The sequence below is a fragment of the Bacteroidales bacterium genome (assembly GCA_013141385.1).
Taxonomy (GTDB): domain Bacteria; phylum Bacteroidota; class Bacteroidia; order Bacteroidales; family Tenuifilaceae; genus UBA8529.
The window spans coordinates 1-23,467 of sequence record JABFRB010000030.1 but is presented as its reverse complement, the minus strand read 5'-3'; the positions used below and the strand labels follow the sequence as shown (position 1 = coordinate 23,467).

Annotated in this window: 17 protein-coding genes; 13 read left to right on the top strand and 4 right to left on the bottom strand. The window is 35.3% G+C overall.

The features are described 5' to 3' along the window. Positions 1-20: 20 nt before the first annotated feature. Positions 21-494 carry a 23S rRNA (pseudouridine(1915)-N(3))-methyltransferase RlmH gene (rlmH, locus tag HOO91_16655; GenBank protein NOU19189.1) on the bottom strand — a complete coding sequence of 158 codons (474 nt, stop codon included), beginning with the start codon at positions 492-494 and terminating at the stop codon, positions 21-23. 229 nt (positions 495-723) lie between these two features. On the opposite strand from rlmH, the gene HOO91_16650 reads away from it, so the two are divergent. Genes HOO91_16650 through pdxH form a run of 4 tightly spaced genes read left to right on the top strand, consistent with a single transcriptional unit; the run spans position 724 to position 3,639 of the window. Next, complete coding sequence (locus HOO91_16650) at positions 724-1,149, top strand: DUF4783 domain-containing protein (GenBank protein ID NOU19188.1); 426 nt, start codon at positions 724-726, stop codon at positions 1,147-1,149. Between the two features lie 28 nt (positions 1,150-1,177). Continuing rightward, positions 1,178-2,020: a carboxylating nicotinate-nucleotide diphosphorylase gene (gene nadC, locus HOO91_16645; protein NOU19187.1), complete on the top strand. Its 843-nt coding sequence runs from the start codon at positions 1,178-1,180 to the stop codon at positions 2,018-2,020. Between the two features lie 9 nt (positions 2,021-2,029). Then, positions 2,030-2,998, top strand: coding sequence for a YihY/virulence factor BrkB family protein (locus HOO91_16640; protein NOU19186.1), 969 nt, complete (start codon positions 2,030-2,032; stop codon positions 2,996-2,998). Next, complete coding sequence (gene pdxH, locus HOO91_16635; protein ID NOU19185.1) at positions 2,995-3,639, top strand: pyridoxamine 5'-phosphate oxidase; 645 nt, start codon at positions 2,995-2,997, stop codon at positions 3,637-3,639. The genes HOO91_16640 and pdxH overlap by 4 nt, the downstream gene beginning before the upstream one ends. A gap of 34 nt (positions 3,640-3,673) precedes the next feature. Here the strand turns inward: pdxH and HOO91_16630 are convergent, their stop codons facing one another. After that, entirely contained in the window at positions 3,674-7,480 is a 3,807-nt protein-coding gene (locus tag HOO91_16630) for a PAS domain S-box protein (GenBank protein ID NOU19184.1), read from the bottom strand. A 130-nt stretch (positions 7,481-7,610) separates the two neighbouring features. Next, on the bottom strand, positions 7,611-9,116 hold the full coding sequence (locus HOO91_16625; GenBank protein ID NOU19183.1) for a glutamine synthetase: 1,506 nt from the start codon (positions 9,114-9,116) through the stop codon (positions 7,611-7,613). Between the two features lie 566 nt (positions 9,117-9,682). Between HOO91_16625 and HOO91_16620 the strand changes: the two genes are divergently transcribed. Next, positions 9,683-10,924: a PD-(D/E)XK nuclease family protein gene (locus HOO91_16620; GenBank protein ID NOU19182.1), complete on the top strand. Its 1,242-nt coding sequence runs from the start codon at positions 9,683-9,685 to the stop codon at positions 10,922-10,924. Positions 10,925-11,159: 235 nt separating this feature from the next. On the opposite strand, the gene HOO91_16615 is transcribed toward HOO91_16620, so the two are convergent. After that, complete coding sequence (locus tag HOO91_16615; protein NOU19181.1) at positions 11,160-13,787, bottom strand: valine--tRNA ligase; 2,628 nt, start codon at positions 13,785-13,787, stop codon at positions 11,160-11,162. A 686-nt stretch (positions 13,788-14,473) separates the two neighbouring features. Between HOO91_16615 and HOO91_16610 the strand changes: the two genes are divergently transcribed. The 8 genes from HOO91_16610 (at position 14,474) to HOO91_16575 (ending at position 23,128) form a co-directional block, all read left to right on the top strand. After that, positions 14,474-14,689: a DUF1653 domain-containing protein gene (locus HOO91_16610; protein ID NOU19180.1), complete on the top strand. Its 216-nt coding sequence runs from the start codon at positions 14,474-14,476 to the stop codon at positions 14,687-14,689. Between the two features lie 3 nt (positions 14,690-14,692). Then, the gene (gene dcd, locus HOO91_16605) at positions 14,693-15,775 is read left to right on the top strand and encodes a dCTP deaminase (GenBank protein ID NOU19179.1); all 1,083 of its coding nucleotides are present in this window, start codon (positions 14,693-14,695) and stop codon (positions 15,773-15,775) included. A 455-nt stretch (positions 15,776-16,230) separates the two neighbouring features. Beyond that, positions 16,231-17,229: a radical SAM protein gene (locus HOO91_16600; GenBank protein ID NOU19178.1), complete on the top strand. Its 999-nt coding sequence runs from the start codon at positions 16,231-16,233 to the stop codon at positions 17,227-17,229. 633 nt (positions 17,230-17,862) lie between these two features. Further along, positions 17,863-18,345, top strand: a complete 483-nt coding sequence (locus tag HOO91_16595; protein ID NOU19177.1) for a cupin domain-containing protein — start codon at positions 17,863-17,865, stop codon at positions 18,343-18,345. A gap of 566 nt (positions 18,346-18,911) precedes the next feature. Continuing rightward, complete coding sequence (locus HOO91_16590; GenBank protein NOU19176.1) at positions 18,912-19,238, top strand: QacE family quaternary ammonium compound efflux SMR transporter; 327 nt, start codon at positions 18,912-18,914, stop codon at positions 19,236-19,238. A 211-nt stretch (positions 19,239-19,449) separates the two neighbouring features. Next, positions 19,450-20,832 (top strand): hypothetical protein, encoded by a 1,383-nt coding sequence (locus tag HOO91_16585; protein ID NOU19175.1) that lies wholly within the window; start codon positions 19,450-19,452, stop codon positions 20,830-20,832. Positions 20,833-20,836: 4 nt separating this feature from the next. Further along, on the top strand, positions 20,837-22,228 hold the full coding sequence (locus HOO91_16580; GenBank protein NOU19174.1) for an LPP20 family lipoprotein: 1,392 nt from the start codon (positions 20,837-20,839) through the stop codon (positions 22,226-22,228). A gap of 189 nt (positions 22,229-22,417) precedes the next feature. After that, complete coding sequence (locus HOO91_16575; protein NOU19173.1) at positions 22,418-23,128, top strand: hypothetical protein; 711 nt, start codon at positions 22,418-22,420, stop codon at positions 23,126-23,128. Positions 23,129-23,467: the final 339 nt, after the last annotated feature.

Here is a 23,467-nt window from a genome sequence, read left to right as displayed (position 1 = left end):
TTAACCTAGAAAACTAATTTTTACTCGTGATGATATGGTTCTCCTTTAATGATTGTCATTGCCCGGTAGAGCTGCTCCATAAAAACTAACCTAACAATTTGATGTGAAAAAGTCATCTGTGATAACGAAACCATTGCCGTAGCCTTTGATTTTACATCGGGCGAAAAACCGTATGGTCCACCAATAATAAATGTAATTTCTTTTAATCCCAATACGGCTTTTTTCTCAATAAATCTTGCAAAATCTATTGATGTGTACTCACTCCCCCTCTCATCAAGAATTATAACCTCTGTTGATGAACGAATTGCAGCTAGGATTAATTCTCCTTCCTTTTGCATCTGAATAGCTGGCGTCATCGCTTTTGAATTCTTTATGTCAGGTATCACTTTGACATCAAGTTTGCAGTAGTGTGAAAGTCTTTTTTCATATTCAGTGAAACCATCAAGAATATACCTTTTGTCTATTTTGCCAACAACTATTAGAGTTATCTTCATTAACCAGCTTATTAGATTGCAAAAAAATCAAACCTTAAGGGGATTTGGTAAATATAATATCTTGTTCAACGAACTCAAGCAATTTACAATAAGTTTTGAATATCTGATTTTAGGTAAAATTAGGTATTTTGCCAATTCTAAATTAAATTTACCATTTAATGGCTCTAGCTTTTTGGTCTAAACTTTGTTATCCTAAGTAGTATACTGGATAAATATTAAAAAAAAGAAAATGATAAAAACTAAAATTCTACCTCTTATAATATTAGCGCTTAGCATTATGACTGTATTTGCATTTACAATGAGTCAGAATGCAACGGATGTTATGAAAAAGGTATCCACAGCACTCCAAACTGGTAATTCGAAGGAACTTTCGAAGTATTTTACCGAAACCGTTGAGCTTGAGATTGTAGGGAAAGAAAATTTCTATAGCATATCACAAGCTGAAATTCTTCTTAAAGATTTTTTTGAAGAGAATAAGCCCACCAAATTTATTATTAATCATCAGGGTGTAAAAGATGTATCAAGTTTTGCGATAGGAACTTTAACTGTAAAAAGCGGTAATCTTCGAGTATCGTTTTTTATGAAAACAGAGAATAACCAAACTCTTATTCATCAGCTTAGGATTGAGCAAAACGACGAAGGAGTCAACGAATAATTCAAATTAATAATCCCTTTAATCAACAATGGAAGATATTCTAATTGATAGCCTAATTGATTTAGCTATAGCGGAGGATATTGGCGATGGTGATCACTCATCGCTTTCTTGTATACCAGAATCCGCAAAGGGAAAGGTTCGGTTAATGGTTAAGCAACAGGGCATAATTGCTGGGGTTGAAATTGCTAAAAGAATTTATCGTAAATTAGATATCTACATTGATTTTGAGGTTCTTATTATTGATGGTACTCCTGTAAATTCGGGCGATTTTATTTTTACTGCTGAAGGTAAAACTCACTCGCTACTTCAAGCCGAACGGATAGTTCTAAATGTGATGCAACGCATGAGTGGAATTGCAACGCAAACCAATGAATACGTAAAAAAAATTGAGGGAACCAAAGCCAAAATTCTTGATACTCGGAAAACTACACCTGGTATGAGGGTGCTTGATAAGATTGCTGTGAAAATTGGAGGTGGTGAAAATCATCGTATGGGGCTTTACGATATGATAATGCTTAAGGACAACCATATTGATTTTGCTGGAAGTATTGAGAATGCAATTCTACAAGCGAAAAATTATCTCTTAAGAACAGGGAAAAGTATTGGAATTGAGGTTGAAACACGCAATTTGAATGAAGTTGAAAGGGTATTATCTGTTGGGAGCGTTCAAAGAATTATGCTCGATAATTTTAACCTCGAGAATACCCGACTAGCCGTTAAAATGATTAATGGTCGTTTCGAAACGGAATCATCCGGTGGAATAAACCTAGATACAGTAAGAGGTTATGCTGAATGTGGAGTTGATTTTATATCTGTAGGAGCAATAACTCATCAGATCAAAAGTATTGATATGAATCTAAAGAAAGTATAGGATTCTCTTATGAGCATTAAGCAAAACAATCGTTTTATTCAAAGACAAATAAGATTTTTTAAAATTAGCTACCAAATTGCTATCAAAAAAGCAAAAAGTTTTACCGTTCCTGGATTTCATGAGGTTCCTTTGTATTATGTAATTAAATTTTTCTTCAAAGGAATTGTAAACGGGGCAATTACAACACGAGCATCGGCGGTAGCTTTTAGCTTTTATCTTGCAATTGTTCCAACTCTCATTTTTCTATTTACACTCATTCCTTATATCCCAGTAAAAGATTTTCAGGTTCAACTACTCTTGTTGATACAAGGAATAATGCCCGATTATGCTTTTCATACCGTTCAATCAACTTTAACCGAAGTTCTAACAATGAAGAGCGGAGGATTGCTTTCCTTCGGATTTTTTGCTGCGCTTTTCTTTAGTCATAATGGGGTTAATGCATTAATCGAAGCGTTCAATGCTACATACCATACTATCGAAACCAGAAAGTTTTTTGAACAACATCTCATTGCACTTGTTTTAACCCTGATTCTACCAATTTTAGTGATGATTGGTGTAGTACTCATATTTTTCGGCCAAAAGTCCTTAACCTGGGCTATAAACTTTGGGTGGATTGAAATGGATTTGACTTATTACCTTTTAGATATTGGTAAATGGTTTATTATTATTGCCCTATTCTATTTTTGTATTTCATTTCTTTACTATTTAGCTCCTGCCAAAAGGGAAAAATTTAGATTTTTCTCAGGAGGTTCGTCGCTTGCAACCTTACTTATTATTCTTACCTCGCTGGCTTTTTCATTCTATGTTAACAATTTTGGTCAATACAATACTTTCTATGGATCTCTGGGAGGGTTAATCGTTTTCCTTCTTTGGTTATACTTTAACGCCTTCGGTTTAATCCTTGGGTTTGAATTGAACGCTTCAATTACATCGGCAAAAGAAAAATTAGATAGTGATAGCAACCCGATATTAGAATGAGTACTCGAAATATAGCCTCCATTCGAAGGGATTATACTCTTAAAAAACTTGATGAACAGGAGATTGATCGCGACCCTTTTGTTCAGTTTGGTTTATGGTTTGATGAAGTTTTAAATGCTAAAGTTCTCGAACCCAACGCTATGATTCTTGCAACATCAACCCGTGAGGGAAAGCCTTCGGCAAGGGTTGTTCTACTAAAACAATTTGATAATAGAGGGTTCTCATTCTTTACTAATTACCATAGCCGGAAAGCTTTGGAACTTGAGAAAAATCCTTATGCATCGCTTGTTTTCTTTTGGCCTGAACTTGAGCGACAGGTTCGTATAGAAGGATATGTAAGTAGAGTTAGTGAGACCGAAAGTGATAACTATTTTGACTCAAGACCAGAAGGTAGTAAAATTGCTGCATTGGTATCCCCGCAAAGTCAGGTAATACCAAATAGAAACCATATTGAGTCATTACAGGTTGATTATCATCATAAATTTTCAGAAAAGCCAATTAATCGCCCATCGAATTGGGGTGGGTATCTCCTCCGCCCTTCTCTTTTTGAGTTTTGGCAAGGTCGAACCAATCGCCTTCACGATAGAATTCAATACAGGTTTGTGAACGGTGAGTGGATAATAGAACGATTAGCTCCGTAGTAAAAACTTCATAAACTTCATCGGATTTTTAAAACTATTCTGCCTTCTGAAAAACATTATGAATTTTTAAGAATAAAAGATCAGGGTCAATGGGTTTTGTAATATAATCATCACATCCAAAGGATGCGCTCTTCTCTTTTTCTCCATACATTGCATATGCGGTTTGGGCAATAATAGGAATTTCGGGTTTAGCCCTTTTGAATTCAAGGGATAGATCATACCCATCACCATCAGGTAATCGGATATCAAGTAAAACTAAATCAATTTTTTGATTATCATTAAACAATCGCCTTGCTTCTTTTAAAGAGTCGGCAAAAAGTAATTTTACACCTGTTCTTTCAAGTATTTTTTCAAGGTAAAATTGAATCTCTTTGATATCCTCGATAATTAAAAATGTCTTACTAGACCAATTTAGCCCATCAACTCTATTCAATCCAATATCTTCAACTTTACTACTATCAGGTTTTTCTCTTATTTCTGAGAATACACAATTTATTGGCAAAGTAAAATAAAATTCAGATCCTTTACCCACTTCACTTTCGACCCAAATTTCACCCCCAAGTAATTCAATTAAACCTTTTGAAATGGCTAAACCAAGACCCGATCCACCATATACTCTAGTATAGGAGTCGTCAGCTTGGCGGAATCTTTCAAAGATTAACTTTTGCTTTTCGGGAGCTAAACCAATTCCTGTATCCTTAACAAAAAGTTTAATTAAAGGATTTTCATCATCAATAATAATTGAATAACCGAACTCTATAACACCTTTTGGAGTAAATTTCATTGCATTGCTCAACAGATTGATTAGTATCTGCCTGATTCTTAAATCATCAGAATTTATTAGGAAAGGTGATGGATTACCAAATACTGGAGGTAGTAGTAAGGTGCTTCTCGTAGGTTTCTCCTTAATTTGAGTGCTAAATACTGTAAAAACATCAGAAAGAAGAGCATTAAGATCGAACTCATGAATACTCAATCTGAGCTGATTTGCTTGAATTTTAGATGTATCTATAATATCCTCGATTATTGAAATTAGCTGCATCCCGCTGTTTGAAATAAGTTCAATGTATTGCCTTCCTTCTTCAGAGAGGTTTTCCTCCTCTTTAAGAATTCGAATAAACCCAAGGATTGCATTCATTGGAGAGCGTATCTCATGGCTCATATTAGCTAGGAAAGACGTTTTAAGTCTGTCCGACTCCTCCGCTTTTTCCTTTGCTGCTAAAACCTCCTGTTCGCTAGCTTTTCTATCAGTAATATCATTAGCAACTCCAACAAACGCTAATGGTTCTCCATTTTCATTTCTTACAACAGCGGTTGACAATGATATTGGGAATTCGCTTCCATCCTTTCTTTTGTTTATTAACTCCCCTTGCCATCCACCATTAAGGGTTCGCTCTAGTATTATTTCAGGCAAATTACTGTCAACTGAAACTGATTGAATGATTGAAATATCTTGCCCTAATACTTCATTTTCTTCATACCCATAGGTCTTTAAAAATGCAGGATTAACATATATAAGTTTACTATTTAAATCTTCTATTGAAATACATTCCTGCACATTCATAATTGTTTGAGCAAGCATTCTAATGTTCTCTTCTGTCTTCTTCTTATCTGTAATATTTCTAAAAAATGATAGCACCTCATTCACTCTAATTGGAACTAAACGAGCTTCAAAAAAGTTTAATTCATCCTTTACCATTATTGAATATTCAAATGATTGGAGTTTTGATGTTTCCAAGCATTCGTTTATTTTTGAAAGTAGAGTATTACAAAAATCGGATGGGAAAAATTCAAAAATGGATTTACCATTCATTTTATTGGACTCGATAATAAAGTCTTCCTTTTCTATTGCAGGCAAATCGAGATAAACCCCCTCCTTGTTAAATTTAAATATTTGATCTGGAATGGCATTTAGCATTGCTCTTAGGTTACCCTCACTATTTCTAAGTGCCTCGTCAGCTTCTTTTTGCTCAGTAATATTCTCGATTACCCCAGCTATATATAGAATTTCGCCTTTTTTGTCGTATGTAATTTGTCCATTATCTCTAACCCATATGATTTTGCCATCCTTGCGAATTATTTTTAACTCATCACTTATTTGTTGTGATTGATTATTTATTCTTTGAGCGTGATCAAATCTTTTATTAGGAATGAGATAAAATTCATTCGAGTTATGTTGCATCAATTCAGCAACTGAATTAAATCCAATTATTTTAGCAAGGGCAAGATTTGCGTATAAAAAACGACCATCAACAGTAATTTGATACAATCCAACGGGGATTTGCTCTGCTAAAGTTCTGTATTTCTCTTCACTCTCAATTAAAATCTCTTCAGCGTTTTTTCTATCAGATATCTCTCTAGCCATTGCAAATACGACATCATTACCAAAATAACGCCCTTTATTTAGGTATACTTCCTTAGGGAAAATTCTCCCATTTTTTGCTTTACCCCAAAATTCAAAGAATTGAGTTTCTCCTTCAAATGCCTTGATCAATCTTTTTTTCGTTTCTTCGAGATTATTTTTATCAGGTGCTGACAATTTCTCAGGTGTATGGCCTACGATTTCGGATTTTGAATATCCGTAGAGTTTTAAGGCCGCTTTGTTAACATCTAGAAAAATTCCCTTTGAATCTTGAATATAAATTGCCTCACTTGCATTATCAAAAACACTTCGATAACTCTCCTCGCTCTCTCTCAAATATTTTTCTGCTAATTTCCTTTTCGAAATATCTCTAATAAATATTATTGTTATGTTTTCACCTTTAAACTTTGCATTTTTTGCGCTAAGCTCAACAGGTAAATGTTTCCCATTTGCACTTAGAATTGATGTTTCATAAATATCAGAGATATTTTCTCCAAGATGCTGATTTTCGAATCTGTTTTTTATTGTTTCTGATTTGTCAGAATAAATAAATTTTTCTATAGGTTGACCAATAAACTCTTCCGAAGGAATACCAATTAATTCTAATATTTTCGGGTTTCCAAAAATCAACCTGCCATTCTGGGCATAGGCTATTCCATCATTTGATTGCTCAACGAGAATTCGATATTTTTCTTCTGATTCTGATAGTGTTATATTTATTTCTTTCCATTTAGTAATATCTGATAACATAATTACATAACCGAGTTTACCATCCGAAAGTATAATTCGTGTTTCAACAATGTTGAAATATTTGATACTACCATCTTTGCAAATGTTTATTACTTCAGAATATAGTGTTTCGCCATTTATTATCCTTTGAATGTTTTCAACTATTTGTTTATGAATATTTTTAGGAGCAATATCCTTAACATGCATGGAAAGTAACTCTTCAAGACTATACCCTAAAAGGTCGCAAAGTATTCTATTAGCATTAATAATTTCACCCGATTCATTGCAAATAATAACTCCACTAGGAGATAAATTAAAAAGAGCCTGAAATCCTCCAATATTTATTCGTAAATCGTTTTTGGCTATTGAACTCCCTGTTACTATAAAAGCCTCTAAGCACAATTCCAGCTCACGAAGTGTAAAGGAATGATTGATATAACCAAAATTACTCAAAAGACCCTTTCTCACCAACTCTTTTGCTCTAACTTCGGCAGCATAAATGATTATTGGTATTATAAAACCAAAATATTTTTGAATAGTTTCCTTTGTCTCCGATAACCATACCTCACTCTCATTATTGAGTTCAAGTACTATAAGTTCAAAGGATGAGTTAGGTTTAACTGTTTGTATGCTAGCAGCATTTGGAATAACAGTAAAGTCAGTAAATCCTAAGGTTATCAGATTTTCTTTAACCCTACTAACGATTAATTCGTTTGATGTAATTACAATAGCACCTCTTTCTCTCCTCATAATCATAAAACGAAAGTCGTCTAAGTTATGAATTTTTTGAATTTATATACGAAAATTAAAAATTAAAAAGCCCCCTGAGAATAAAGCATTCATAGGGGGCTTTTTTTTGAATAAACATAATATCCTAATTCTATGCAATATGCAAGAATTGTTGAACTAACTTAGCTATTTCGTCGTTTTTACCATAAAGTTTCTCGCTAAGACCCTTATCATTAAAAGCCTTTAAATATTTGATTCGAGAATCAATCATACCTTTTGGGAAGATGCCATTGGCCTCAAATGATGCACGCTTTGCGTCAAGCGCTTCGGCTGATTCATAGCAAGAAAGTGGTAGCTGTTTAAGTGTAGCCAGTTTCTCTTTGAATTCTGGCTTGAATATATTCACATCTACATACAATTTCTCAGCTACTTCAAGAGCATCTGGACGTTTGATTCCGTTTAAAGATGAAATAATAAGCCCTGCAACCAAAAGGTATGGATCAGCAGAACCATCGGGTACTCTGAATTCAAAAGTTTGCTTATTAACACTTTCGGGCTGGCATTTGCAATCCTGAGGGTTAGCATCTTGAATCATGTGTTGAGCACCTGACCATCCAAGAGGAACGCGAATAACTACTGAACGGTTGCGATCTCCCCAGCAAATATTCGTTGGAGCTTCCTGATGAGGCACAAGTCTTAAGTATGAAGTTGGGATTGAGTTTCCAAATGCTGTTAGAGCATCTGCAACGTCAAGAATTCCAGCAATCATCTTACGAGCCATTGGGCTTAACTTGCCATTCTCAACCATTAGATTACAACCATCCTTCTCTGCCATCATATGGAAATGGAGGCCGCTTCCTGCCTTCCCAACTGTAATCTTAGGGGCAATACTGATATCAACACCATACTGATACCCAAGCATTCTAACAATCCATTTTGCAATTACAAACTGGTCAACAGCTTGTTCAGCAGGGGTTGGTAAGAACTCTATTTCGTGCTGCTCGTATAGTTTATCCTCAGTCATAAAGCAACCAACCTCGGAGTGTCCATATTTGATTTTCCCACCAGCTTTTGCAATTAATACAAGAGCTTCCCTTCTAAGGCCTTCCCATTTTGCAAATGGCTCGGAGGAATGATACCCTTTTTGGTCAACACCAGGGTATGCATCTTCTCTCTCACTAATTACATAATACTCAAGTTCTGCAAGTGCTTTAAAAGTAGCTCCTGTTTCTTTCTTAAATAAATCGTGAGCTTTCCGTAAAACATATTCAGGTGAACTCTCAAGAGGTTTTCCCTCATTGGTATAGAAAGTACAAAGAATATCAATGGTTGGAACTTCTGTAAAAGGGTTTACAAAAGCTGTTTTATAACGAGGTATTACATACAAATCGCTACTACCTGCCTCAATGAATGAAAAAAGGCTACTCCCATCAACTCGTTCTCCTGCAGAAAGTATTGAATCGAGATGTTCCTTGGAATTTATAACAAAATTCAAGGTCTTTAACTTCCCATCCTCAGCAACATAGCGGAAGTTAACCATTTCAATACCATTCTCCTCGCAGAAAGATATAATGTCATCCTTGGTAAATTGATCTGCTGGTTTCTTTAAAAACTGAACCAGCTCATTAGGGTTCATTGAGATTTCAGAATCTTTCATTTTTATTCTGTTTTATTAAAAGAAAAGTTCACAAATCTATAAAAGTCCTTTACATCAGCAAGCAAAAGAAAAAATGTTTCGCAACAGGCATTTAAGAAAAAACCTTCCAAGATGAGTATCCTGAAAAGTTTTGTGAGTATTATATAGATTAAATCGTTCTGAGTTTGATATGAATTCGGAGTTTTTAAAGGTATGGAATTGTAAAGTTTAAGAAGTTGCTTTAGAAGGAATTCGACTTTCCTACCTTATTCTATCGTTCGAGAAGAAAAGAATTCGACTTTCCTGCATTGGTAAATCGATTAGGAAGAAAGAAAAGACTTTCATTAAAATAAAATATTAACTTTGTATAGGGTTCGATAAAAAAAGTATACATTTTTCTGATTTTTGGAGGATATATACGGAGAACCTGAATAATTAATTAGATGCGGCACTCAAAAAAAGAAAGGCAAACGGTTCAAACAAGAATACTAAAAGACAAATATTTATAAACAACAATTATTTTGGGTTTAAACCAAATTAATTAATCTTAAATCAAAATGTGTAAAAAAATGAAATTCAATTAAAATATGAATGACGAAATAGAACTGTTTGGTGATTCAATTGCATTAGTTAATGAGATTTATCATTTGTCCGACATATCAAATCTAATTGACTTTGATGAAATTAACAAGTTGACAGTTTCGTTTATGTCAATTTATCAAACTGAGAAAAATAAATTACCCTATCATATAAATATTTTGGATTTATTATGGGCAAATGAAAATGCAAATAGCAGAATCTTTGCAGAATTATTAAAACAAAAAAATGACAATAAATCTGAAATACTTCACAGTTTTTTATGCTATTTGACAACTCAAAATGCTGACTTTAATCAAAGACCGGTTAAACCTCAAATTACTTCTGAAAAAGAAAGAATTGATATATTAGTTATTGACAAAGATTTTGCTATTATTATTGAAAACAAAATTCATGATGCAGTAGATCAAGTATCCCAAATAGCTCGATATATTGATAAAGTTAAGAAAATGGGATTTAAAGAGACCCAAATTTATTTTATTTACCTAACAAAATATGGTAATAAAAAACCTGAAAATCAAAGTTGGATAAATGAAAATGGCACTAATTATAGAGAACTATTCAGTAAAAGATATTTTCAAATTTCATTCAGACACGATATTTTACCTTGGCTCACTGATTATGTACTTCCAAACTGTAAAGTAAAAGATGTCTATCTAAAATCTACTATAGAACAATATATTGATTATTTAGAAGGTATGTTTAATCTCCGAAAAATTAATCATAAAATGAACTCAGAATTACAAAAACACATCAAAGAGGCTCTTGAATTAAATTCAACTCCTGAAAAAAATCATTATAAATTAACCAATAAACTATCACAACTTATAAAAGTTGAAGAGCAAATCAAGTCGATGTTGCAATCCACAGAAAAAGAATGCTGGAACAGTTGGCTCAGACAATTAAAAATTGATTTTCCTAACTTGGTTACTGTAGATTATGTAAATGCAATTAAGTTCCCAAAAGTTGGTGTTATTATAGAGTACAATGGATATAAGTTTGCTATTTTAATAGAGAAAGAAACAAATATCTACTATGGTATTGGCAGACATGAAGCGAGTGCTGAGTTAAATGAAGAAGTTAAGTCGTTTTTAAAGCCATTGTTAGAAGGCTTCAAAGAAACACCATGGTGGTACGGTTGGAAATATACGACTTTTGAAAATGGATATGGTAGTTTAAAGGTTTTAATTGAAAATGTTCTGATTAAAATCTCCGTTCATCCGAACCAGTAAGCAAAAACAAAAATGATTGTTTTCGGCGCAAGTTAGCTGAGTGTACTTGCATCGTTCTATTGCTACAGGCTACGCCTGAGATCGAAACCAGAAAGACTAGCAACTTCCGTTTTATCCTACAAAACCACAAAGGTCTTTAAGACCTTTGTGGTTTATGAAGTTTACGATAATCACGTTCAGCTGAGGCCGTAAAACAAAGAGTTCCGAACTTTCAAAAAGTTCGGAACTCTTTGTTTTATTTGGATAGTAGAGCCAGCCTCTCCTCAATAACTTTAATTTTCGATTCAGCATCAGCTTGTTTATTCTTTTCTATTTCAACAACCTGAGCAGGGGCGCTATTAACAAATCGTTCGTTGCTTAGCTTCTTCATTACACTTTGGAGGAATCCCTTGGTATACTCCAGCTCGGCTTTAAGCTTTTCGATTTCCTCTTCCGCATCCACTAAGCCCTCAAGAGGAATATAGAATTCTGCCGATTTAACCATAAACGATGCAGCACCCTCAACCTTCTCATTGGTATAGGTTAAACCTTCGAGACCCGCAAGTTTAGAGATAATGCTCTCAACCTCATCACCAAATTGATCTGTAACTTTAATGAAAAGTTTGAGCGATTGCTTATTGGGGATATTCTTTTCCTGACGAACAGTACGAACCCCTGCAATAACCTCCTTCATCAGCTCAAAACGCTCAAGTAAACCCGAATCGAAACTCTCAGCATTTGGCATTTGGCTAATCATAAGGCTATCGCCCTGTTTCCGCTCCTTTAGGTACTGCCACAGCTCCTCAGTGATAAATGGCATAAATGGGTGTAGCAGTGCGAGCATCTTCTCAAATATATCAACCAGTTCGGAATAGGTTTTAGCATCGATAGGTTGCTGATAGGCAGGTTTAACCATTTCGAGTAGCCATGATGAGAATTCATCCCAGAATAGCTTGTAAACCACCATCAACGCTTCGGAGATACGATATTTATTGAAATGATCGTCGAGTTGAACTATCTCCTTATTTAAAATATTATTGAACCACTCGATCGACGCTTTTGACGAAATAGGTTGTGATATCTTATCATCTACCTCCCACCCTTTAACCAAGCGGTAAGCATTCCATATCTTATTGCTGAAATTACGACCTTGCTCGGGTAAACTCTCCTCAAACATAAGGTCGTTCCCAGCGGGTGAGCAGAGTAGCATACCAATCCGTACCCCATCGGCACCGTACTTGGCAATAAGATCGAGCGGATCTGGAGAGTTTCCCAGCTGCTTGCTCATCTTACGCTTCTGCGAATCGCGAACTATACCCGTTAAGTAAACATTCTTAAAAGGTTTTTCATTTTGATATTCGTACCCAGCAATTATCATTCTGGCAACCCAGAAGAAAAGAATTTCGGGAGCAGTGATAAGATCATTTGTTGGGTAGTAGTATTTGATATCAGCGTTTTCGGGGTAACGAATACCATCAAAAACGGAAATTGGCCATAACCAAGAGCTGAACCAAGTATCGAGAACATCGCCCTCCTGCCTTAAATCGGATAGTTTAAGCGATTGATTCCCCGTTTTCTTCTTTGCAAGTTCAAGAGCCTCCTCGGCGGTTTCGGCAACAACGTATCCACCTTCGGGCAGGTAGTATGCAGGAATCCGATGTCCCCACCATAGCTGGCGCGATAGACACCAATCCTTAACATTCTCCATCCAATGGCGGTATGTATTCACGAATTTGGCGGGATATATCTGAACATCACCATTCATTACTGCATCCAATGCAGGTTTAGAGAGATCCTGCATCTTCAAAAACCATTGCATTGAGAGCTTTGGCTCAATAACCGCATCAGTCCTTTCGGAGTATCCAACTTTATTCTGGTAATCATCAACCTTTGCAAGGTTACCAGCAGATTCTAAATCCCTTACAATAATCTTGCGTACCTCAAATCTATCCTTACCGATGTATAGCTGAGCGGCTGCGCTCATAGTGCCATCATCATTGAAAATATCAACAGTTTCCAGATTGTGCTTATCACCCAGCATATAGTCGTTGATATCGTGTGCAGGAGTCACTTTTAATGCCCCTGTACCAAACTCCATATCAACGTACTCATCGTAAATAATAGGAACGCTCCGCTTGATAAGTGGTACAATAACCTTTTTCCCCTTCAAATGGGTATAGCGTGGATCGTTAGGATTAACGCAAACGGCAGTATCGCCAAGAATTGTCTCAGGGCGAGTGGTAGCAATAGTTACGAAACCATCCTCACCATCAATAAAATATTTTAGGTAGTATAGCTTACTATTAACCTCACGGTAGATTACCTCCTCATCGCTAACAGCAGTTTTAGCCTGTGGATCCCAGTTTACCATACGAACACCACGGTAAATCAAACCCTTATTATGAAGATCAACAAAAACCTTTATAACGCTAGCCGATAAGCTCTCATCCATTGTAAAGCTGGTGCGTTCCCAATCGCACGATGCACCCAATTTCTTTAGCTGCTCAAGGATAATTCCACCATGCTTCTCCTTCCATTCCCAGGCATGTTTAAGAAACTCATCGCGGGTAAGGGAATTCTTATCAATTCCCTCAGCTTTTAGCTTCGAAACAACCTTTGCCTCGGTTGCAATCGATGCATGATCTGTTCCAGGAATCCAGCACGCATTTTTCCCTGTCATCCTAGCCCTGCGGATAAGCACATCCTGAATGGTATTGTTAAGCATGTGCCCCATATGTAGCACGCCTGTTACGTTTGGCGGGGGGATTACAATACAGTAAGGTTCGCGCTCATCGGGAACTGAACGGAAAAACTTATTCTCCATCCAATACTTATACCACTTATCTTCAACCTCGGCAGGGTTATACTTTGCAGGAATTTCCATATAAATTGACTCAATTATTATTTTAAAAACATAGCTGACAAAAGTAAGAAATTAATGAGAAGAATAAAGAAGTTATTCGGAAGATAATTAGAATGAAACAGAAGTGAATCGGAATTAAGTCGGGGGTTGGAAGATGGGAGACCGAAGATCGAAGACCGAAGACGGGAGTTGGAAGATGTTTAATAATTTGAAAATTGGGGAATTTGAAGATTGGAGAATTTGAAAATTTGAAAATTTGAAGATTTGAAGATTTGAAGATTACCTCAACAAACCAACGACCCCACAGCATCACAGAAAAACAGCAACACAATCCCTTTCTATTGCATCAGATTATGCCTAAAATCTAAAACTCCAACACAGTTGAGGAATCGTTTTTCTTTCACCTATCCTGTTAGCCAAAACAATCCAAACTTTACACAAAACATGTTTCTAAACATCAAATAAAAAGTAAACAAAATATAAGTTTAATAGTAAAAGAGGAACAATATACAGAGTAAACTATGGAAATTGAAAGAAAGCAAATGATATTAAACCCGAACCCACAACCTAATAAGCTATCGCATTTTGCGATAGGGGGCATTACACCCAAGAGTTCCCAACCTTTTAATGGGTTGGGGGCTGTGGGGTTTTATTGTATATATAAACAAGTTATGCACAAATAATACAAACTACAAAACAGAAACAACATGAAAGTAAAAAAAGGTATTTACAAACACTTTAAGGGACATACCTATAAAGTTATTGGAATAGGCAGACATTCTGAAAGCCTTGAAGAATTTGTTGTCTATATCAACACTGAGGATGAAAATGATATTTGGTTAAGACCAGAAAAAATGTTTCTTGAGAATGTGACAAAAGACGGTGAAACATTCCCTAGATTCCAATTTATAAAAGAGGATTAAAAAATGCGATTATCCGACAAGGACATACATAAATATTTAGAAAGCGGTGAATTTGTTGCTGTCGGAACAAATCCAAAATATCCTTTTGATAGTATTAAGCAAGTTCAACCCTGTTCAATTGATTTAAGATTAGATAATAAATTCTTCAAATTCCGAGAAGATATTAATGATTTTGACTTAAAGTATTTAGGGAATATTCAAGAATACATTTATGTATTTGAGGTTGCAGATGGTGAGAAAATTACTTTGCAACCACATGAAATTCTTTTCGGACAAATTTATGAACAATTGAGAATTCCCAGTGATTGTTCTGGAATGATAGAAGGTAGAAGTAGATTTGCACGGCTTGGATTGTCCATTCATGCTACCGGTGGGTTTATAAATCCAGAATTTGAAGGTGCCATGCCTTTACAAATTATCAATAACAATAATATTCCAATTATAATATATCCATACATAACTGTTTGTCAATTGTTATTGATTAGATTAACAACAAAGCCTTTAATACCATATCCAATGAGGTCTGACAATCCATATCACAAAGAAATAAGAGCAGGGCATTCAAATCTTCATAAAGATGTTGCATTAGGCATAACAGATGAAAATTTACCAAATCTAAATATTGAAATAGAAAGAAGATTAGTATCTAAATATTTAAAACAAATGGAAATGGCAGAATTACAAAAACATTTAAGCTCTCATATCCCTAAAAAAGTAACAAATATTCGAATTGATAATAGTCAAATCGGATTGCTTAATACTGGAACTATTGAAAAAACGAAAAAAATAACAGCAAATGTGAATTCTCTTAATAAAAAAGGGGATAAAGAAATAGCAAAAAGTTTGGAAGAATTAACAAATGCTGTTATTAATTGCTCCTCGTTAAAAGAAGAAATAAAACACGAGATTATTGAACAGTTAGAAGAAATATCAAAACAAGCGACTTTAAAGGAAGATAGAAGGTCTAACAAGTCAACTATTAAAGCAATCTTAAAATCTATTAGTGAAACTCTTTCAGCGACTGGAGGTTTAGCCGAAATATGGACAGCATGGGGGAAGGATATTGCTTCCTTTTTTGGACTATAAATTATCCCTCTGTTCAGCTGAGAAAAAAATATTTATCCAATAATCACAAACCAATGTCCGAATAAGGAGCGGACATAAAACAAAAAGATTATGGCAACTCCCACAGAAGAAGAATTTCAAGAATTCTACAATGAAGAAACTGAACATCAAGATTCTCAGGATGCATTTGAAGATGCATATGTGGATGCAGTAGAAGAAGGCAATGCAAATGATGAAAATGAATAGCATCCCCTAGAACCTCCACTCGGCATAGATTGCTTTCAGCAAACTCGAAAAGAACTCTCGGTTACCAAAGCGAATCTATGTAGTGATTAAACAGGTAATCCCGCTAGGTGAATTTTCGCTTCACTAAACTTCACCTTATCTGGAGTATCAAAGAACGATATTGTACACAGTTGAAAATGATCAAAACAAAACGCAATGCTTGTGTTTAATAAACTAAAAAATTTGTACAAATGAAAAAAATAGTACTACTGTATAAAAAGAAGAATCTTATAACTAAACATTTTAGAATTTTCCTCCCATATATTTCTTTACTCAAACTTACTAATTTAATGTTATCTTATATTGAGTTTTTAATGAGAAGAGAGAAGTTAATTTCCAGTCCAACTTTTATTAAGATTGAAACAAGTCGCATTTGCAATTTAAAATGTCCAACTTGTTCTCACAGCAAGGAGGGTAATGAACTTAATGAAAATGTTAATTATTCATTAAGTTTAGCGGATGTTAAAAAATTAATAGAACCTTTTCACAAAACGTTAATATTTGCAGCTTTAACATTACAAGGTGAAGCATTTTCTAATAATGAGCTACCTTTAATAATTGAATATATTCACAAAAAAGGTATTGCTACAAGTTTTCCAACAAATTTTTGTTCTAAAATCACAGATGAAACATTTGAAAAAATAATTCTTTCAGGATTTGATTCAATTTATATATCATTAGATGGTACAACAAAAGAAACATATAGTATGTATCGAATAGGAGGAGATTTTGATCTTGTATTACAAAACGTTAAATCCCTTTCTGATACAAAAAAAAGGTTAAATAAGAAAAACCCTACGATTGTGTTGAAATTTATTGTTTTCCCACATAATGAGCATGAAATAGACTATGTTACAAATAATTATAGCCAATTAGGTTTTGATTCGTACTATTTGGTTCATGATGCTTATGGTAATATAGATTCTTACATACAGAAAAGAAAAGCATATAAACAGGAAAAAATAAGAAAAAAGAAAGCTTGTCTTTATTTATGGACAACCATAATTGTTAACTGGATGGGTATAGTTCACCCTTGTACCAATCAAGAGCATAATTTAGGGAATGGACTTAATGAGAATCTTAAATCAATTTGGAACAATGAAAATTACAGATATTTACGAAGGGGCTTTAGAAAAAAGAACTTCGAAGAAAATATGGACAAATTTTGCCATAAATGCATTAGAATTTAAGTTGTTTTTTTCACGTTCAACCGAGACTGAAAGCAAAAAACAAAAATAATTAAGTTCGACGGCGGTACGCTTTGCTAACCGCCGTCGTTCTATTGCAGCAGGCTGTGCCTAAGATCAAAACCAACAAAACGACTAACCATTGCCTATAAGAGTTCCGAACTTTTAAAAAGTTCGGAACTCTAGGGGTTAACTAACCATTGCAAAAGCAACTGCTAATAGCATAATATCCAAACACCCCATCGGGGTCAAATATTTATAGAAACAACCCACCTAGCAACAATCCGACTCCGAAGGAGTCGAATAGCAAAGGAAAAGCAACTTCTATAAACATCCGATCCCTCCGGGATCAAAAAGCTTTGATAAATTATCGCATTTTGCGATAAGGGGTATAAAGTTAGAAGTCCGAAAATGGAAGTTGCTTAATAATTTGAAAATTGGGGAATTTGATGATTTGAAAATTAACCCCACAGCAACACCGCAACACAAAACAACACAAAAACACAGCAACACCGTATCACAACCCCACAACCCCACAGCATCACAGCATCACAGCAAAACAAAAAAAATTAATCCTTACCTTTGATCCGTAACCACACAAAAGTGTAGCTATGCAACCTTAAAAACTAATACCCCATGACATCGAAAGAACTAATTGATAGTTTAAACCTATTACCTCACCCAGAAGGTGGATATTATAAAGAGACTTATAGATCCGATGAAACAACAGTCAATAAAAATGGCGATTTAAGAAACGTATGCACTGCAATACACTTTCTGCTTGAAGATAAGGATAAATCGCACTTCCATAGAATACAATCCGATGAACTTTGGTTCTTTCACCTAGGGCAACCCCTCGAAATTTATTACATACTCGGAAAGGAAATTAAAACCGTAACGCTAGGAAATAATATTCAAAACGGCGATGCGCTCTTTTGCAAAATACCCGCCAATACATGGTTTGCAAGCAAATTAAAAAAGTTGGAAGGATTCTCTCTTGTAAGTTGCACCGTTGCCCCAGGATTTGATTTTGCAGATTTTGAATTGGCAAAAAGGGATGAGCTCACCCAAGAATTCCCTCACCTAAAAATCATCATCGATGAGTTTACAAAAGAGTAACCATCATCAACCATAACAAAAATCATTGAGCTCGGCAGTGGTTAGTAAAACATATCTGTACATAATGAGGTTGTCTAAAAAGCTCAAAAAAGTTTCACGCAAAGACCGCTGAGAAAAAAAGCAAAGACCGCAAAATGCTGATTAAATGAATTATATACTTTGCAATCTTGGCGAAAATCTTTGCGATCTTTGCGTGAACTCTTCTTTTTAAACAGCCTCCTAGGCAAAAGCAATTGGCAATGGCATAAAACCCAAAGAACCTATTCCTTCGTGATCGAACAACCTTGGCAAATTATCGCATTTTGCGATAGTGGGAATAAAGTTGGAAGATGGAAGTCGGAAGATCGAAGTCAGAAGTCGGAAGACCGAAGATGGGAGTCCGAAGACAGCAACACAGCAACACCGCACCACAGCACCACAGCATCACAGCATCACAGCAACACAGCAACACATATAACAGCAACACCGCACCACAGCAACACTGCAACACTGCAACACATATAACAGCATCACAGTAACACAATTAAAATAACTTTAATAGATTTGCATCCAATATTCTAAATATAATGAAAACCTCCTTTGCTTGGTGGATACTTATCATCGCTGGCCTATTCGAAACCGCCTGGGCTTTAGGTATGAAATACTCCAACGGTTTTACAAAACTTTGGCCAACTATATTTACTGGCGCAAGCATGGCAATTAGCGTTGCACTACTATCAATCTCCCTAAGAGTACTACCCGTTGGATCCGCCTACGCTGTATGGACAGGTATTGGTGCTGTAGGAACAGTAATCCTTGGCGTTATACTCTTTAAAGAACCCTATGATCTTTACCGATTATTCTTTATTTCACTTATCATATTCGGTATTGCAGGGTTAAGAATCATAAGGTAAACAAAAGCCACCGCATCACAATTGCACAGCAACACATCAACTCATCAACACAATTAAGATTACCCCGTGCTTTACCAGTTAAAAGTTAAATTGAATTTCTCCTAAAACCAATTGCCCAAAACTAAAGGAATAACTAACTTAGGCAAGTAAATCTGATGCCATTAATGGCACGTTCATTGCTGATAATGCAAAAACCTAAACTAATATAAAAGTGAAAAAAATTCTACTCTTCATCCTCGTAATTGCAATGGTGGCACTTGGATCATCATGCGCATCGAAACGATATGCTAAAAGGGGTCTTAAGTACGAGCAAGCTGGAATGTACGAAATGGCTGCGCAAAGCTATCTCCGCTCGCTTCAGGCCAATCAAAGCAATATTGACGCTCGAATTGGTTTAAAGAAAAACGGGCAACGATTACTGGATCAAAAACTACTTACAGTTCAAGGTTCCTATGATTCTGGCGATGACAAAAAAACCGTTTACGATTACCTAGATGCAAAGGGTTATAAGGATCAGGTTGGTTCATTAGGCGTTGATCTGCTTATGTCTGAGCGTACAACCGAGATGTTTAAAGAAATAAAACCCAAATATCTTGAAAAGATTTACAATGAAGCTCAACTTCTACTTGATGACGATAAGTTTAAACAATCCGAAGAATTACTTGCCGAAATACAAAGGCTAGAACTTGGCTATGGAAAAACCGATGAGATGATGAAGGTATCAAAATGCGAACCTTTGTATCGTGGTGGCAGGGAGTTTTTAAGTACAAATATGTATCGTAAGGCTTATGCTAATTTCGATCAAATCCTAAGAGAACAAGGATCTTATAAAGACTCAAAAGATTTACGTGAAGAAGCGCTAATGAAAGGAATGGTTACAATTACCTTAAATAATCTAACCAATAAATCCAGATACAGTGATATCCAAACTACAATCGAAAGTAAAATAAGAACATCCTTGAATAACCTAAAAAATCCATTTGTTAAAATAATCGATACGCAGAACACAAATCAAATCATCGCAACACAGCAGCAAGGGTTAAGCCAAGGTTCCGATATACAAGTTGGCAAAATACTCGCGGCAAAGGCAATATTCAATGGGAGTATAATCAACTTCAATATTAATGGAGGGGAATTGAATAAACAGATTAAACGTGGATACCTAAAAGAGGAAATCACCAAAAAAGATCCGGTTACAGGTGAAACCAAGAAAGATTATAAATACCATAAAGTAAACTATACAGAATACACGCAAACAAATCAGGTCTCAAGCTCCTTTCAGTACCAATTAACTTCTACCGAAACATCCTCAATCCTTGTATCAGATGCAATGGATATCAATGCTGATGATGATGTTAACTACGTTACATTTGAAGGTAATGGGAATATGCTAGTACCCGGTTATTGGGAGTTTAAGGAAAAGGATTCACCCACCGATAAAATTAACGATACATCCCGCGAGGTTGGTAATCTTCAAGGACTTCTCAAAGCAAAACGTAACATAAAAAGCGTAGAAACTCTCAAAAATGAGGTGATTGATAATATTGCTGCACGCGTAGCGAGTAAAATAAATAGCTATAATCCAGAAGAATAAAATCATGAGATTACTAAAGATACTCCCAATCCTACCCCTATCGCTACTTCTGTTCGGTTGTGGTGGTACTAAAAAGGTAGAAACAATCTACCCCCCTGTTCCTGCATGGGTTCAAAACAGGCCAATATCATCAACCTACTACGTAGGAATTGGTTCGGCCAGAAAAACAGGGGATATTAATCAAATACAGCAAACCGCTAAACAGAATGCACTTGCGGATATGGCTAGCGATGTATCGGTAAACATCTCGTCCAACTCCTTACTTTACGCTTTCGAAAGTAACCTTAATCTTACCCAAGATTTTACATCATCTATAAAATCCCAAGCAGAGCAGGATTTAGAGGGTTACGAAACTGTAGGTAATTACGAGGATCAAAACAACTACTGGGTTTACTTTAGGCTATCTAAAGTCGATTATCAACGAATAAAAGAGGAACGTAAGGCAAAAGCAATAGCAAAATCTCTCGATCTATACGATAAAGGACTGGCAGCAGAAAAATCGGGCGATGTTCGTTTAGCATTCCTTAACCTCATTAAGGCATTAGAACCCCTTAAACCATATTTCACCGATCCTTTACAGGTTTCATACCAAGGGCAAGATATCTACCTAGGAAATGAGATTTTTAGGCAGATAACCCAAGTACTCTCCTCAATTCGGGTTGAAGCAAAAAATAAGCAGATTAGCGTAAAACAGGGGCAGCAATTACCGTTAGGTTCTACGGAATTTAAAGTTAGCGGGCAAAATGGTCAGCCAATAAACGGAGTAGCCCTTACAGCTACTTACACCGAAAGACCTTTACGAAATAGCAAGGTGCAAACAGATGTGAACGGGCTAGCATCCTTTGTTCTCGATGCAATACGTTCAAATAAGAATACTGAAACGCTTAAAGCAACAGTAAACCTTGAGGTTATTGCCAACGAAGCTACAATGGATTTCATTATTCGTAAACTGTTTGCTCGTTTCCGAGCACCCGAAGCATCAATGAACATCAATATTGTTAAGCCTGTTTTTTACATCAATTCTAGCGAATTAAATCTCGACAACAAGCTAACGTCACCAATCCTTTCCGAAAGCCTAAAACATCAGATAATTGAGGCAGGATATACAGTTGTTGATAAAGATATTGATGCTGATTACCGAATAAACATCACGGCAGGTACACAGAATAGTGGTGAATCGGGCACATATAAAAAAGCATCGCTTAATTGCAGCATTTCGGTAAAGGATAAATCCAATGCCGAAGTATACTCGAGGCAGCTTGAGAATATCACGGGAACTCATTTTGACTATCAAATGGCTGGAATTGAGGCATACAAAGAAGCGGCAAAGAAACTTGAGTATACAATTTCCAGAGAGATTATTGATGGAGTAACTAAAGGAAAATCGGCTTACTAAAGGTTATATAGTAATACCAATATTTTTCACACAAAGAGGCTGCCTAAAACGACCAACAGGTCGGAAATAGGCAGCCTCTTTTGATCTAACAAAATTGACTTTGGGTAAATTATAATAATTCACTAAGTTTGGAAATAAAACACACCTTTGGGGTGGATATAAACGAGTTAGGTGTAAACATATTGAACTATGACATACAAAGACTACTTGACAATTGTGATTAGCTGTTTTGCACTGACAATTTCAATTATTTCTCTTATTATTTCAATTATTCAGAAAAATAAGGAAACTAGAAGGACAATTAGGAAAAACCTAAGTGATACGCTTGAAAATGTAACAAAAATCAATATTGAATTTGCAAAACTCAAGCACAACGAGCAGGAATATAATACAGACAACTTTATTGAATTAAGGAGAATTTATAATTCCCAGAAACGCATTTTAATTGCACATGCTGACTATCTAACCACAAATTATGACTACATGGTTACAGATATCGATTGTAACTTATTAGCAGGTGCATATAGCGATATTGGAGATTACACAAAAGCAGACAATTATTGGATAAAGACAATTCAAAAATCTGCGTCAAATTCTGTTAAACATATGAATCTGCGTGGATATGCTCGCTTTTTGTTCTTTCAAGGAAAATTTCAACTTGGTCGCAGTAAGTATGAGGAATCTTTAAAAGTTGAACTACCTGATACCGATAATTATCGAAGACAATTAACTGATACATATATAATGTGGGCTACTGTGGAAAGAGAATTTAACAATGAATCTGAAACAAGAAGACTGATTGATTTAGCAAAAAGTTATTGTTCAAGGATTGGACATAGTAAAATGAGACAAGAAATGGATGAAAGGATTAATAATTTTGACCCAATAGATGATAAATAGAAATGTCTACGCCTAACAGCGTATTTATTGTATTTGGGCTGATGACGCAATTGGAGTTCTTAACGCTTTTCGTTAATTTTACTAACGAGGGATTAGAAAGCATTTTCAACCTTACAAATACGCAGAACGTTGGCTGCAAAGCGACTCAACTTCCACAATTGACATATCCAATTCTTCATTTCATGAAGAGAATACTAAGAGCCTGTTTAAATATTTTTATTGAGGTGTTTATTTAAGCACTAATTTTAACATTCTGATATGTAATGGGATCACCTTCAACCATTCGAACAATAAGTTTATGAAAAATGGTTTGCTTATGTATCGATCTGTTGATCCTAA

What these genes read in the sequence shown, in the direction of transcription:
- rlmH (NOU19189.1), bottom strand. Translation starts at nt 494, where the DNA reads ATGAAGATAACTCTAATAGTTGTTGGCAAAATAGACAAAAGGTATATT.
- HOO91_16650 (NOU19188.1), top strand. Translation starts at nt 724, where the DNA reads ATGATAAAAACTAAAATTCTACCTCTTATAATATTAGCGCTTAGCATT.
- nadC (NOU19187.1), top strand. Translation starts at nt 1,178, where the DNA reads ATGGAAGATATTCTAATTGATAGCCTAATTGATTTAGCTATAGCGGAG.
- HOO91_16640 (NOU19186.1), top strand. Translation starts at nt 2,030, where the DNA reads ATGAGCATTAAGCAAAACAATCGTTTTATTCAAAGACAAATAAGATTT.
- pdxH (NOU19185.1), top strand. Translation starts at nt 2,995, where the DNA reads ATGAGTACTCGAAATATAGCCTCCATTCGAAGGGATTATACTCTTAAA.
- HOO91_16630 (NOU19184.1), bottom strand. Translation starts at nt 7,480, where the DNA reads ATGAGGAGAGAAAGAGGTGCTATTGTAATTACATCAAACGAATTAATC.
- HOO91_16625 (NOU19183.1), bottom strand. Translation starts at nt 9,116, where the DNA reads ATGAAAGATTCTGAAATCTCAATGAACCCTAATGAGCTGGTTCAGTTT.
- HOO91_16620 (NOU19182.1), top strand. Translation starts at nt 9,683, where the DNA reads ATGAATGACGAAATAGAACTGTTTGGTGATTCAATTGCATTAGTTAAT.
- HOO91_16615 (NOU19181.1), bottom strand. Translation starts at nt 13,787, where the DNA reads ATGGAAATTCCTGCAAAGTATAACCCTGCCGAGGTTGAAGATAAGTGG.
- HOO91_16610 (NOU19180.1), top strand. Translation starts at nt 14,474, where the DNA reads ATGAAAGTAAAAAAAGGTATTTACAAACACTTTAAGGGACATACCTAT.
- dcd (NOU19179.1), top strand. Translation starts at nt 14,693, where the DNA reads ATGCGATTATCCGACAAGGACATACATAAATATTTAGAAAGCGGTGAA.
- HOO91_16600 (NOU19178.1), top strand. Translation starts at nt 16,231, where the DNA reads ATGAAAAAAATAGTACTACTGTATAAAAAGAAGAATCTTATAACTAAA.
- HOO91_16595 (NOU19177.1), top strand. Translation starts at nt 17,863, where the DNA reads ATGACATCGAAAGAACTAATTGATAGTTTAAACCTATTACCTCACCCA.
- HOO91_16590 (NOU19176.1), top strand. Translation starts at nt 18,912, where the DNA reads ATGAAAACCTCCTTTGCTTGGTGGATACTTATCATCGCTGGCCTATTC.
- HOO91_16580 (NOU19174.1), top strand. Translation starts at nt 20,837, where the DNA reads ATGAGATTACTAAAGATACTCCCAATCCTACCCCTATCGCTACTTCTG.
- HOO91_16575 (NOU19173.1), top strand. Translation starts at nt 22,418, where the DNA reads ATGACATACAAAGACTACTTGACAATTGTGATTAGCTGTTTTGCACTG.